Source organism: Bradyrhizobium diversitatis, assembly GCF_016031635.1.
Lineage (GTDB): Bacteria > Pseudomonadota > Alphaproteobacteria > Rhizobiales > Xanthobacteraceae > Bradyrhizobium > Bradyrhizobium diversitatis.
In genome coordinates this window covers 235,406-248,485 of the sequence record NZ_JACEGD010000015.1, presented here as the reverse complement: position 1 = coordinate 248,485, position 13,080 = coordinate 235,406, and the positions used below count along the sequence as shown (strand labels likewise).

Here is a 13,080-nt window from a genome sequence, read left to right as displayed (position 1 = left end):
GCTGCTGAGGTCGGCAAGGCCAACAGAAGCGGCCCACGCGGCTGTCGATCTCAACCCTCGTTCACCCAGACAATAGGCCAGCATCAGCCGAAGTAACGACACCGCATCTGGAATTTGGCGCCGCCGCACGAAAGCCTTCGTCTGGCGCGCGCTTATCTCAAGCTGCGCAGCCCCGCCGAGCTGCGTAACCACTCTCGTCCAGTCCTCGTTCAGAAGCGATTCGTCTGCCATCCCGCTTTGGAATCACGTGTGATTCCAACACTCAAGAATAAACTTAACGCCTATGCGGTCTTCCCTGTGCCCTCTTGGCTCGAGAGGGTGAGCGACGAAGCAAAGCTCGGGCGAGTTCAGCCGCGAGAACGCGACGGCGTGTCTGCAGCCACATCCACCGTCATTGCGAGGAGCGTAGCGACGAAGCAATCCAGAATCCCCTCCGCGGAAAGACTCTGGATTGCTTCGCGGAGCCTGTCATCGGGCGGCGCTTCGCGCCGACCCGGTGGCTCGCAATGACGCGGAGGAGAGAGCGTGCGCCAAACTCCACTCTCGTGCCCCGGACGCAGCGCAGCGTCTCTTCGACGGTGCGTTGCAGAGCCGGGGCCCATGTTGCGGCATCGGGTCGTGTGGCCCCTGGGGCGCGGCCAATTATTCGGCAATTCCGGCGGCGGCGCCGGTGGACTTGCCCGCCACAATCCGGTTCAATGAACCGGTTGAGTTTTCAGGCGACGAGGGTGTCGAGACATCTTCTGGTCCCGGCGCTGCCGGGCTTCACTCCACCACTTGCGTGAAACTGTCGGGAATGCTCTTTGCTTGAGCGTTATCCGTGGGGCCACCGGTCCCGATTCAGAGAGATGAGATGAGCAAACTCGTTATCAGCGCCGGCGATTTCACCTTCGATGCCCGCTTCGAAGAGCAATTGGCGCCGAAGACCGTCGCCGCGTTTCGCAAGGCACTGCCGTTCGAAAGCCACATCATCCATGTGCGCTGGAGCGGTGAGGGCGTATGGATGCCGCTCGGCGACCTCGATTTCGGCGTCGGCTACGAGAACCACACCAGCTATCCCGCGCCCGGCCAGATCATCCTTTACCCGGGTGGCATCAGCGAGACCGAGATCCTGCTCGCCTATGGCGGCGTGCATTTCGCGAGCAAGATGGGCCAGCTCGCGGGCAACCATTTCATCACGCTGACCTCGGGCCTGGAGAATCTGGCGACGCTGGGCAAGAGCGTGCTGTGGAAGGGCGCCCTGCCGATCCGGTTCGAGGAAGTCTGAGTGACTGAGCCCCGCTACCCGCGCGATCTGCGTGGCTACGGCCGCAACCCGCCGCATCCGCAATGGCCCGGTGACGCGCGGGTCGCGGTGCAGTTCGTCGTCAATTTCGAGGAAGGCGGCGAGAACAACATCCTGCACGGCGACCGCGCCTCGGAAGCCTTCCTGTCCGACGTGCTCGGCGCGCAGCCCTGGCCGGGCCAGCGCCACGCCAATATCGAATCGATGTTCGAATATGGCTCGCGCGCCGGCTTCTGGCGGCTGTGGCGGATGTTCACCGCGCGCAACTGGCCGACCACCGTGTTCGGCGTCGCCACCGCGCTCGCACGCAATCCGGAAATCGTCGCGGCGATGAAGGAGGCGGGCTGGGATATCGCCAGCCACAGCCTGAAATGGATCGAGCACAAGGACATGACGGAGGCGCAGGAGCGCGCCGAGATCGCCGAGTCCATCCGCGTGCATATCGAGGCGACCGGCTCGCGGCCGCTGGGTTGGTACACCGGGCGCTCCTCGATCAACACCAACCGGCTGCTGATGGAGGAAGGCGGCTTCCTCTATCTCTGCGACTCCTATGCCGACGATCTGCCCTATTGGGTGAAGGGTCCGGGCGGCAAGCAGCTCATCATTCCCTATACGTTGGACGCCAACGACATGCGCTTCATCAACCCGCAAGGGTTCGCGGAAGGCGAGCAGTTCTTCACCTATCTGAAGGACGCCTTCGACGTGCTCTACGCCGAAGGCGAAACCGCGCCGAAGATGATGTCGGTCGGCCTGCATTGCCGCCTCGTCGGCCGGCCCGGCCGCGCAGCAGGCTTGATCCGCTTCCTCGACTATATCGGCAAGCACGAGCGCGTCTGGGTGCCGACGCGGCTGCAGATCGCGCAGCACTGGCACGACAGGCACGCCCATCTTGCCGTCAACGCATTCGAGATCGGGTGAGATGATGTCGCAGATCTCGCTCGCCGACCTCAACGCCGCCAGCAAGGCCGACTTCGTCGCCGCGCTCGCCAATGTCGTCGAATATTCGCCATGGATCGCCGAGCAACTCGCGGCAAAGCGGCCGTTCGCCGGCATCAATGAGCTGCACGCCGCGCTGATGGCGGCGATCCAGAGTGCCGAGCCTGACGTGCAGCTGGCGCTGATCCGGGCGCATCCCGATCTCGCCGACAAGACGCAGCGCGCCGCCGGCCTCACCGCGGAATCGACCGACGAGCAGAACAGCGCCGGGCTCGACCGGTTGTCGGAGGCCGAATATGCGGCGTTCGAGCGTGCCAACGGCGCCTACCGCGACAAGTTCGGCTTCCCCTATATCGTCTGCGTGCGCCGTCACACCAGGGATTCCGTGCTGCGCGACTTCGAGACGCGACTGCTCAATATCGCCAAGACCGAGACGCGACGTGCGATCGAGGAAATTGGCCGCATCTCCGCGCTGCGGCTAGATCAGCTCGTCATGGCCGACGACAGGCTGAAGGTGCACGGCCGGCTCTCGACCCATGTGCTGGACAATCACATTGGCAAGCCCGCGCCGGGCGTCCCGATCGAGCTCGTCGAGCTCGCGAGCCTTGGCGAGAGCCGCATCATCGCGCGCGCGGTGACCAATGCCGACGGGCGCACCGACCAGCCTCTGATCGGCGGTCGCCCGCTGCCGATCGGCCGCTACGAGCTCAGATTCCGCGTTGCCCAATACTACGCGGAGCGCAATGTGCCGCTGTCCGATCCGCCGTTTCTCGACGAGATCCCGCTGCGCTTTGCGATCAGCGAGCCGGAAAGCCATTACCACGTGCCGCTGCTGGTCACGCCCTGGAGCTATTCGACCTATCGCGGCAGCTAGCTGCCGAACTTCTCGTGCAGCGCCGGAAACAGCCGGTCCGGTTTGAAGGGCGGTGCGGTGAACCGGATGCCGGTAGCATCCGCAATCGCGTTGCCGAGTGCGGCAGCGACCGGATTGTAGGGGCTCTCGCTCATGGACTTTGCGCCGAGCGGTCCGATCGTGTCGGACGTCTCGGCGAAGTGCACCTCCGTGCGCGGAACGTCAGCGAAAGAGGGCAGGTGGTAGTCGCGGAATTTCGGGTTGACGACGCGGCCGTTCGCGTCGATCACCATCTCCTCGTAGAGCGCAGCGCCGAGCGCCTGCGCCACGCCGCCTTCGACCTGACCGCGGCACTGCATGGGATTGGCGACGACGCCCGCGTCCGCGGCGTGCACGCTCCTGAGAATCCTAAGCTCGCCGGTGCCCTTGTTCACGGCGACACGAAAACCCTGCACGTTGAAGCCGACCGAACGCGGCGTGCCGGTGGAATTGCCGGTGCCTGCGAACGGCTGGCCGCGCTCGCGGGCGAGCTTCGCCAGTTCCGTATAGGGCATGCGCCGGACGCCGCTGACGACGGCGTCCCCATCGAGCACGCAAGTATCCACGTCGCACAGCCACACGCCGGCGGCGGCCGCCCTCAGCTCGGTCGCAAGCTGCATCGCCGCCGCATGCGTCGCCTTGCCCGCGACGAAGGTGCCGGCGCTGCCATAGGCGCCGGTGTCGTGGCCGCCATGGGCGGTGTCGGACTGGCGCAGGCGGATTCTCCCGACCGTGGTCGCGAGCGTCGTCGCGGCGATCTGGAGGTGCACGGTGCTGGTGCCGTTGCCAAACTCGGCCGTGCCGACGGTGAGATCGAAGCCGCCGTCATCGTTGAGCGCGATCGTCGCGTCGGCGATGTGGCCAGCCGGCGGCACCGTATCGATCATGGTCAGCGCAATGCCGTCACCGATCAGCCATTCCGGCGACAGGTTCGGCTGCGGGCCATCAGCCTGCATCGCGCGCTCGACGAGGTCGAGGCACTGGTCGAGCCCATAGGAGCCATAGAGCACGTCGTGATAGTCGGACGGCGGCGGCGACAGCATAGGATCGCCGGGCTTGATGATATTGCGCCGTCGCATCGCGTAGGGACTGATGCCGAGCTGACGCGCGAGCTCGTCGATCGCGGCTTCCACCGCGATCAGCGCCTGCGGCAGGCCGTAACCGCGAAACGCGCCCGCCGGCACCGTGTTAGTGTAGACGGCGAAGCCGTCCACCCGTTTGTTCGGGCAATTGTACACGCTGATGGACTCGGCCAGAGCGTGGAACATCACGGGGCCGGCATGATTGCCGTAGGCGCCGGTATTGGAGAGCACGTCGAGCTGGAGCGCGGTGAGCTTGCCGTCGGCATCGGCGCCCGCCTTGATGTGGACCCGCATCGGATGCCGCGTCGAGGTCGCGATGAACTGCTCCTCGCGGGTGAGCTCCAGCTTCACGGGCCGCCCGGTCCTCAGCGCAGCGAGCGCCAGGATGTCCTCGACGAACATCTCCTGCTTGCCGCCAAAGCCGCCTCCGACGCGTTCGCAGAACACGCGGACCTTGTCCACGGGAAGCTGAAAGATGTCCGACAGCGCGCGCCGGGTCAGGAATGGGACCTGCGTCGAGGTCCGGACATTGAGCACGCCTGCGTCATCGAGCCATGCGAGGCCGCCATGCGTCTCCAGTGCCGCATGCTGTACACGGTGACTGTGGAAAGTGGCCTCGTAGGTCACGGAGGACGTGGCGAGCGCCGCGGCGACGTCGCCGAACTCGCCGTGCGTTTCCGCGACGAGATTGCGCTGGGCGTCCGCGACGCGGTTCGCAATGGTGCGGTCAGGATGAATGATGGGCGCGCCCGGATCCATCGCCTGCTCCGGGTCGCTCAGCGCCGGCAGAATCTCGTAGCTGACTTTCAGCCTGCGGCATGCCTCCTCGGCGGCGGCTTCGGTCTCGGCGACGACGGCGGCAACCCTTTGGCCGATGAAACGCACGACATCGTCGAGGATTCGGGTGTCCTCGGGGTCCATCCAGTCCTTCTCGTGCCGCGCGGTCGACATCAGCACGGATGGCGCATCCTCATGCGTCAGCACGGCATGCACGCCGGCTACGCGAAGGGCGTCCGACCTGTCGATCGTGAGGATCCTGGCGTGAGCATGCGGCGAACGCAGCAGCTTGATGTGCAGCAGTCCGTCGATGGCGGTATCGAAGGTGTAGCGCGTCTTGCCGCGCACGATGTCGGGACCCGCCGGCGCCGGCAGGCTACGGCCGAACGCGGCGCCGGCCTCGACGCTCGCCTCGACATTGGTCTTGCCGAGGATCGCATCCTCGATCGAACGATAACCGGTGCAGCGGCAGATATTGCCCTTCAGAGCTACGCCGAGATCGGTCCGCTGGGCCTGGTTCAGCGAGGCACAGGTCAGGATCATGCCGGCGGTGCAAAAGCCGCATTGAAAGCCCTGCGCATCGAGGAAGGCCTGCTGCATCGGATGCGTGCCGTCATCTCCGCCAAGACCTTCGATCGTGATGACGGCGCGTCCCTCGGCGCGGAACGCCGGGATCAGGCAGCTGTGCACCGGCTCCCCATCGAGCAGCACGGTGCAGGCACCGCAATCGCCGGCATCGCAGCCCTTTTTGACGCCGAAATGGCCGAGCTCGCGCAGGAACGTGCGCAGGCACTGGCCGGCGCGAGGCTCCTGAGAAAATGCCTTGCTGTTGACCTCGAAGCTCATGGCCGCGTTGCTCCCAGGAGTTCACAGCGAATTTCCTCGGCGAGCCGCAGCGTCATGTGCTTGCGCCAGAGTGGCTTGCCGTGGATGTCGGTGTTGTACAACTCCTCGGTGACCCCTTCCGAGACGGCGGCGCGGAGCGCAGCGGCGTCCGGCGCCTTGGCAAACGAGAGCTGGACCGGCCGCACCGTCGATGCGGTGATCGTCAATGTCAGTTTGCCGTCCGGATCGAGGCTGCCGATCAGAAGCGCTGCCGAGCGGCCGACGGGGGCCAGCGAAATCTGGCGAAAGGCCGCGCGACGGCGCAATGCCGCAATCGGGATATCGATCTGGCGCAGCAGGTCGCCGGGCATGAGACGGTTGCTCTGGTTGCCGGTGACGAAATCGACGACGGGAATGTTCTGCTCGCCGCCCCCGGCCTTCCAGATGGTGCAGACGCCGTCGAGCGCCGATGTGAGCGAGATCATCGGTCCCGCCGGCAGCGACATGCAGAGATTGCCGCCGACCGTGGCTGTCTTCCAGATCTTGAAGGAGGCGAGGAAGGCCCGGCAACACTGGCCGATCAATGGCGCTGCGAGCCAGTCGGGCGGGCAGGATAGACCGTCCAGCTGTGCAACCGTGCAGGTGGCGGCAATGGAGAGATGGCTGTCCGTGATCGTCAGCGCCGGCCATCTCAGATCGGTGAGATCGATCAGTCGCCTCAGGTGGACCTGCGGCTCCGAGTACAGCCAGGTGCCCCCTGCAAGCCAGGCATCACCTGTCGTCCAGGCAGGCAGTTGCGCGCGCGTTTGCGGGTGGGCCACCGTCGTGATGGTATTCAAATCCATGGCTGCGCCAGCGCTTCCGCCCAGGGTGAATCGTGGAGACGAGTCTTGCAAGACCGGAGCCAAGCCGCAACAAACAAGTCGTAGCAATACCGTGTTCGGGCTGGCGTTCCCCTTGCAGGCTGGTCGTCATTCGGCGTGTGGAGAAGCAGGATCATGAGCGATGCGAAGCCCCTCTGGGTCAGGGATCCCCTCGCCATCCTTGCCGATGGTGCCGAACGCGGCATCGTGGTGAAGGACGGCCTGATCGTCGAGCTGGTGCCGGCCGGCGGTGCGCCTGCAACCGCGGATGTCGCAGTGTTCGATGCAGGCGAGCATGTCGTGCTGCCGGGCCTGATCAATACCCATCATCATTTCTACCAGACGCTGACGCGGGCGCTGCCGGCTGCAATGGACCGGCAGCTGTTTCCCTGGCTCCAGGCGCTGTATCCGGTCTGGGCGAGGCTGACGCCTGAGGCGCTCGAGCTCGGCGTCACGGTGGCGATGTCCGAGCTGCTGCTCTCCGGCTGCACCACCACGACCGATCACCACTATGTTTTCCCGGCAGGGCTCGAGGACGCCGTCGACATCGAGGTGGCAGTGGCACAGCGACTGGGTGTGCGGGTGCTGCTGACCCGGGGCTCAATGAACCTGTCGCAGCGCGACGGCGGCCTGCCGCCTGACAGCGTCGTGCAGGACGAGGATACGATCCTCGCCGACAGCGCGCGCGTGGTCGCACAGCATCACCAGCGCGGTGCGGATGCGATGGTGCAGATCGCGCTCGCGCCGTGCTCCCCGTTCTCGGTGACGACCTCGCTGATGCGCGCGACCGCCGATCTCGCCGACAAGCTCGACGTGCGCCTGCACACCCACCTCGCCGAGACCGAGGACGAGAACAAATTCTGTCAGCAGATGTACGGCTGCCGCCCGCTCGACTATCTCGAGCAATGCGGCTGGCTCAATGCGCGAACCTGGCTCGCCCATGGCATCTTTTTCAACGCCGATGAGATCAAGCGGCTCGGCCAGGCGAAGACGACCATCAGCCATTGCGCCTGCAGCAACCAGCTGCTGGCGTCCGGCTGCTGTCCCGTCTGCGAGATGGAGGAGGCCGGCGTCGGGATCGGGATCGGCGTCGACGGCTCGGCGTCGAACGACGGCTCAAACCTGATGCAGGAGGTACGCGCCGCTTTCCTGCTGCAACGGGCTCGCTACGGGGTGACGAAAGTCAGTCACAAGGATGCGCTGCGCTGGGTCACCGAGGGCTCGGCGGCCTGCGTCGGCCGGCCGGAACTCGGCGCGATCGCCGTCGGCAAGGCCGCCGATCTCGCTCTGTTCAGGCTCGACGAGCTGCGCTTCTCCGGTCACGGCGATCCGCTGGCTGCCCTGGTGCTGTGCGGGGCGCATCGGGCCGACCGGGTGATGGTGGCCGGAAAATGGACGGTGATTGACGGCGCGATTCCGGGCCTGGACGTGGCAGACCTCATCCGCCGCCACGGTTCCGCGGCGCGGGCCATGCGGGCGGAATAGGCCGGGCAAGATGGAAAGAGGGGGCAGCCACAAGTGCCGGGTGCTTCTGGCCACCCCCTCCGAACCTCCTCCGGGAGGAGCAGGTGAATTGGGGAATGCAAGAAGCGTGCTACTTGCCCGGCAGCTTGTCGTCGATGCCTTTCACGTAGAAATTCATGCCAAGGATCTGGCCGTCGTCGAGGTGATCGCCGCCCTTGCACTCGACCGGCTTGCCGTCCTGCCCAACGATCGGGCATTTGAACGGATGCAGCTTGCCCGCTGTGATCGCGGCCTGGGCATCCTCGGCCATCTTTTTCACATCGTCCGGCATGTTGGTGTAGGGCGCCATCGCGAACATGTGGCTGTCGAGGCCGCCCCAGGTGTTTTCTGACTTCCAGGTGCCGGCGAGCTCGGCCTTGACGCGCTCGATGTAGTAGGGGCCCCAGGTATCCAGGATCGAGGTGAGCTGGGTCTTGGGCCCGAACTTGATCATCTCGGAATCCTGGCCGAAGGCGAGCTTGCCGCGTTCGCTGGCGATCTGCATGGCGGCGGGCGAATCCGTGTGCTGCATGATGACGTCGGCGCCCTGGTCGATCAGCGCCTTGGCGGCGTCGGCTTCCTTGCCGGGGTCGAACCAGGTGTTGGCCCAGATGATCTTGACCTTGATGTTCGGGTTGATGGTCTGCGCCGCCAGCATCGTCGCGTTGATGCCGGAGACGACCTCCGGAATCGGGAACGAGCCGATGTAGCCGAGCACGCCCGACTTCGACATCTTCGCTGCGATCAGACCTTGAATGTAGCGGCCCTGATACCATTTCGCCGAATAGGTCGACATGTTCGGGTTGCGCTTGTAACCGGTGGCGTGCTCGAAATGCACGTTCGGATATTTCTTGGCGACCTTCAGCGTCGAGTCCATGTAGCCGAAGGACGTGGTGAAGATCAGCTTGTTGCCGGCGCGGACCAGCTGCTCGATCGAGCGCTCGGCGTCGGGGCCTTCGGGCACGTTCTCGAGGTAGGTGGTCTCGATCTTGTCGCCAAGTTCCTTCACCAGCGCCTGACGACCGAGGTCGTGCTGATAGGTCCAGCCGAGGTCTCCGATCGGACCCACATAGACGAAGCCGACCTTCAGCTTGTCGGCGGCGGAGGCTGCACTGACGTTCCCGGCAAGCAAAAGCCCGGCAGTCAGCGCAAGAAGTGATTTCCACATCATCGATCTCCAAACGTCGGGGGAAAGCCATGATCGGCAACATGCGCGCCCGATCGCGCATGCCGCGGAAGCGAGATTTCAGCGGTCAGGCACGAACACGGTGCCGAGCGCCGCTGGCGCTGTCGAGCCGCCGGTCCGCGCGCGGGAGAGCAGGATGAGCACGATGATGGTCGCGAGATAAGGCAGTGCCGACATGAATTGCGAGGGAATGCCGACGCCCCAGCCTTGCGCGTGCAGTTGCAGGATCGTCACCGCGCCGAACAGATAGGCGCCGGCCACGAGCCGGCCTGGCCGCCAGGACGAGAACACTACCAGCGCCAGCGCGATCCAGCCGCGGCCGGCGGTCATGCCTGGAACGAAGAACGGCGTATAGGCGAGCGGCAGATAAGCGCCGGCAAGGCCGGCGCAGGCACCGCCGAACATCACGGCGAAGGTGCGGATGCGCAGCACGGGATAGCCGAGCGCATGTGCGGAGACATGATTGTCGCCGCAGGCGCGCAGGATCAACCCCGCCCGCGTACGGTACAGGAACCACCAGACGCCGACGATGAGTGCAATGGAGAAATAGACGAAGCCGTCCTCGCCGAACAGCACGCGGCCGATCAGCGGAATGTCCGTCAGGACGGGAATATAGAGGTGCATTGCCGGCGTGATGCGCTCACCGACGAAGCCGGCGCCGATCAGGCCGGAGAGCCCGACGCCGAGGATGGTCAGCGCGAGACCGGTCGCAACCTGGTTGACGGCGAGCCCGAGCGCCATCAGCGCGAAGACGAGCGACATCAGCGTGCCCGCGACCATGCCGAACAGCGCGCCGATGAAGACCGATCCGGTCAGCCAGGCGCCGGCAAAGCCGCAGGCCGCGCCGACGATCATCATGCCCTCGACGCCGAGATTGAGCACGCCGGAGCGCTCGGTCACGAGCTCGCCGGTCGCCGCGATCAGCAGCGGCGTCGACGCGGCGAGCACCGCGAGGATGATGGCTTCAACCAGCTCCACGAGTCACCTCTCGGTTCGGGAAGACCAGCTTGAAGCGGTAGAGGATGAGGGAATCGCAGGCGAGCACGTAGAACAGCAGAATGCCCTGAAAGATCTTGGTGACGTCCAGCGGGATCTTCATCGCGATCTGCGCCTGCTCGCCGCCGATGAAGGTCAATGCCAGGAATAAGCCTGCGATGAGTATTCCAACTGGGTTCAGACGGCCGAGGAAGGCCACGATGATCGCGGTAAAGCCGTAACCAGGCGAGATGCCGGGCTGGAGATGCCCGATCGGACCTGCAACCTCGATGATTCCGGCGAGGCCCGCCAGCGCGCCTGATACCGCGAAGGTTAGGATGATCAGCTGATTGGCATTGAAGCCGCCGAACCGCGCGGCACGGGGTGCAGCTCCAACCACGCGGATCTCAAAGCCCTTGATGGTGCGCCCGAGCAGGATCGCCGCTGCTGCGACGACGAGCAAGGCGATGATCGAGCCCAGATGCAGCCGGCCGCCTTCGATCAGCAGGGGGACGGTCGCCACCGGATCGAATTCGGCCGTGGTCGGAAAATTGAACCCCTGCGGGTCGCGCCATGGCCCGCGTACGAGATAGTCGAGGAAGAGGTCGGCGACATAGACCAGCATCAGGCTGGTCAGGATCTCGCTGGCGCCGAACTTGACCTTGCAGATCGCCGGGATCAGCGCATAGAGCGCGCCCGCTGCGGCGGCGAGGACAAACATGGCCGGCAGCACCCAGGCGCCGGCGTCGGTGCCTTGCGTCTTCACCGCAATCCAGCTTCCGGCGACTGCGCCGATCAGGAATTGCCCCTCGGCCCCGATGTTCCAGGCGTTGGCGAGATAGCAGAGCGACAGCCCGATCGCGATCATCACCAGCGGCGTTGCCTTCACCGCGATCTCCAGGAGCGAATAGCCGTCGGTCAAGGGCGCGATGAAATAGGCGTGCAGGGCGAGCAGGGGATTCTTGCCCAGTATCGCGAACAGGATGACCATGGTCAGGATCGTGAGGCCGATCGCGATCAGTGGGGACACCAGCGCGATCGTGCCGGAGCGCTCGACGCGCTTCTCAAGCACCAGCTGCATGCGCGATCTCCTCCGGTTCCAGGCTGCTGCCGCCCATCAGGAGGCCGAGCTTTTCGCGGCTCGCGTCGCTTGCCGCGAGCGGAGCGGAAAGCTTGCCGTGGAACATCACGGCGATGCGGTCGGCGATCTCCGCGAGCTCGTCGAGATCCTGGCTGGTCACGAGGACGGCGGCGCCTGCGGCTGCGAGATCGAGCAGCGCCTGCCGGATGACGGCGGCGGCGCCGGCATCGACGCCCCAGGTCGGCTGGCTCACCACCAGCACCGCGGGGGAGCGCAGGATCTCGCGTCCCACGATGAACTTCTGCAGATTGCCGCCGGAGAGGCTCGCGGCTTCCGGATCGCGTTTGGCCTTGCGGACATCGAATGTCTCGGTCGCACGGTCGACCGCCTTCAGCGTGGCTGCGGTGTCGATGAAGCCACGGCGGACCATGCCGCTGGCGGCGTGCCCGGTGAGCAGCGCGTTCTCCGACAGCTTCATGCGCGGCGCGGTGCCGTGGCCGAGCCGCTCCTCGGGTACGAAAGCGGCGCCCAGCCTGCGCCGCTGGGTGATCGAGAGATGGCCGGCGGCGATGCCTTCGATCACCACCGTTCCAGGGTCCTTCGAGAGGCGCTCGCCGGAGAGCGCGGCGAACAGTTCGTCCTGGCCGTTGCCGGCGACGCCGGCGATGCCGAGGATCTCGCCGCCCTTCAGCTCGAACGAGATGTGCTCGAGCCGCACGCCATGCGCGTCTGCGGGGGGCAGCGAAAGATCGTCGACGACGAGCCGCGGCACGGTGGTCTTGCGGCCGGATGCGGCCTTCACTTCCTTGATCTCTCCGCCGACCATCATCCGTGCGAGCGAGGCCGCGGTCTCGCGCCGCGGGTTGCAGGTCTCGACCTTCCTGCCGCCGCGCAGGATCGTCGCCGTGTCGCAGAGCCGCTTCACCTCCTCCAGCTTGTGGCTGATGTAGAGGATGGCACGGCCTTCGGCCTTGAGGCGCTCCAGCACGATGAAGAGCTGGTCGGCTTCCTGCGGCGTCAGCACCGCGGTGGGCTCGTCCAGGATCAGGAATTTCGGATCCTGCATCAAGGCGCGGACGATCTCGATGCGCTGGCGCTCGCCGACCGACAATTGCCAGACTTCGCGCCTGGGATCGAGCGGCAGTCCATAGGTCTTCGACACCTGCTCCAGCCGCGCCGACATGTCCTTGAAGGACTCTTTGCCGTCGAGGCCGAGCGCGACGTTCTCGGCGACGGTAAGATTGTCGAACAGCGAGAAATGCTGGAACACCATACCGATGCCAAGGCAGCGAGCTTCCGAGGGACCGGAAAGCACGATTCGTTGGCCCTGCCAGCGAATCTCGCCGGCGCTGGGCTGGATCAGACCGTAGATGGCCTTGACCAGCGTCGACTTGCCGGCGCCGTTCTCCCCGAGCAGGGCGTGAATTTCACTCGGCCAGATGTCGATGTCGATGGAATCGTTGGCGAGGAAATCGCCATAACGCTTGGTGAGGCCGCTTGTCCTCAGGAGCGGGGAATCGCCGGAATGCTGGCCGTTGGGTGTCGGATCTAACATTCGCTGATGCGCTTGCATGCGTGACGTGTTTCGATAGTGGGCCAATTTGAACCGCGCTGTAAGCTGTGAAAAAGCATCATCCCTTGCTCAACGTTTCGGCGGGCGATCGGCCCAGCGGGT

At 65.3% G+C, this 13,080-nt stretch carries 10 protein-coding genes and 1 pseudogene; 4 read left to right on the top strand and 7 right to left on the bottom strand.

Going from position 1 to position 13,080, the window contains the following annotated elements; all coding sequences use genetic code 11:
• Positions 1 to 231 (bottom strand): annotated as a pseudogene (locus H1B27_RS39810) (hypothetical protein); the annotation flags it as partial.
• Between the two features lie 622 nt (positions 232 to 853).
• Here H1B27_RS39810 and H1B27_RS18405 point away from each other — a divergent pair.
• The 3 genes from H1B27_RS18405 to uraD are packed head-to-tail and all read left to right on the top strand — an operon-like array spanning position 854 to position 3,095.
• Complete coding sequence (locus tag H1B27_RS18405) at positions 854 to 1,267, top strand: DUF3830 family protein (protein WP_131870951.1); 414 nt, start codon at positions 854 to 856, stop codon at positions 1,265 to 1,267.
• Positions 1,268 to 2,203, top strand: coding sequence for an allantoinase PuuE (puuE, locus tag H1B27_RS18400; protein ID WP_197967006.1), 936 nt, complete (start codon positions 1,268 to 1,270; stop codon positions 2,201 to 2,203).
• A gap of 4 nt (positions 2,204 to 2,207) precedes the next feature.
• On the top strand, positions 2,208 to 3,095 hold the full coding sequence (gene uraD / locus H1B27_RS18395; RefSeq protein ID WP_197967014.1) for a 2-oxo-4-hydroxy-4-carboxy-5-ureidoimidazoline decarboxylase: 888 nt from the start codon (positions 2,208 to 2,210) through the stop codon (positions 3,093 to 3,095).
• Here uraD and H1B27_RS18390 read toward each other — a convergent pair.
• Complete coding sequence (locus tag H1B27_RS18390; protein ID WP_197967005.1) at positions 3,092 to 5,818, bottom strand: molybdopterin-dependent oxidoreductase; 2,727 nt, start codon at positions 5,816 to 5,818, stop codon at positions 3,092 to 3,094. The genes uraD and H1B27_RS18390 overlap by 4 nt on opposite strands.
• Positions 5,815 to 6,642 (bottom strand): FAD binding domain-containing protein, encoded by an 828-nt coding sequence (locus H1B27_RS18385; protein ID WP_061877873.1) that lies wholly within the window; start codon positions 6,640 to 6,642, stop codon positions 5,815 to 5,817. Before H1B27_RS18385 ends, H1B27_RS18390 begins: the two co-directional genes overlap by 4 nt.
• Before the next feature lie 153 nt (positions 6,643 to 6,795).
• Here H1B27_RS18385 and H1B27_RS18380 point away from each other — a divergent pair, with 153 nt between their 5' ends.
• The gene (locus tag H1B27_RS18380; protein ID WP_197967004.1) at positions 6,796 to 8,145 is read left to right on the top strand and encodes an 8-oxoguanine deaminase; all 1,350 of its coding nucleotides are present in this window, start codon (positions 6,796 to 6,798) and stop codon (positions 8,143 to 8,145) included.
• 109 nt (positions 8,146 to 8,254) lie between these two features.
• Here H1B27_RS18380 and H1B27_RS18375 read toward each other — a convergent pair whose 3' ends face one another.
• The 4 genes from H1B27_RS18375 to H1B27_RS18360 form a co-directional block, all read right to left on the bottom strand.
• Entirely contained in the window at positions 8,255 to 9,331 is a 1,077-nt protein-coding gene (locus H1B27_RS18375) for a BMP family ABC transporter substrate-binding protein (protein ID WP_197967013.1), read from the bottom strand.
• Between the two features lie 78 nt (positions 9,332 to 9,409).
• On the bottom strand, positions 9,410 to 10,327 hold the full coding sequence (locus tag H1B27_RS18370) for an ABC transporter permease (protein ID WP_197967003.1): 918 nt from the start codon (positions 10,325 to 10,327) through the stop codon (positions 9,410 to 9,412).
• Positions 10,314 to 11,405: an ABC transporter permease gene (locus tag H1B27_RS18365; protein ID WP_197967002.1), complete on the bottom strand. Its 1,092-nt coding sequence runs from the start codon at positions 11,403 to 11,405 to the stop codon at positions 10,314 to 10,316. Before H1B27_RS18365 ends, H1B27_RS18370 begins: the two co-directional genes overlap by 14 nt.
• On the bottom strand, positions 11,389 to 12,960 hold the full coding sequence (locus H1B27_RS18360) for an ABC transporter ATP-binding protein (protein WP_061877961.1): 1,572 nt from the start codon (positions 12,958 to 12,960) through the stop codon (positions 11,389 to 11,391). The genes H1B27_RS18365 and H1B27_RS18360 overlap by 17 nt, the downstream gene beginning before the upstream one ends.
• Positions 12,961 to 13,080 lie beyond the last annotated feature (120 nt).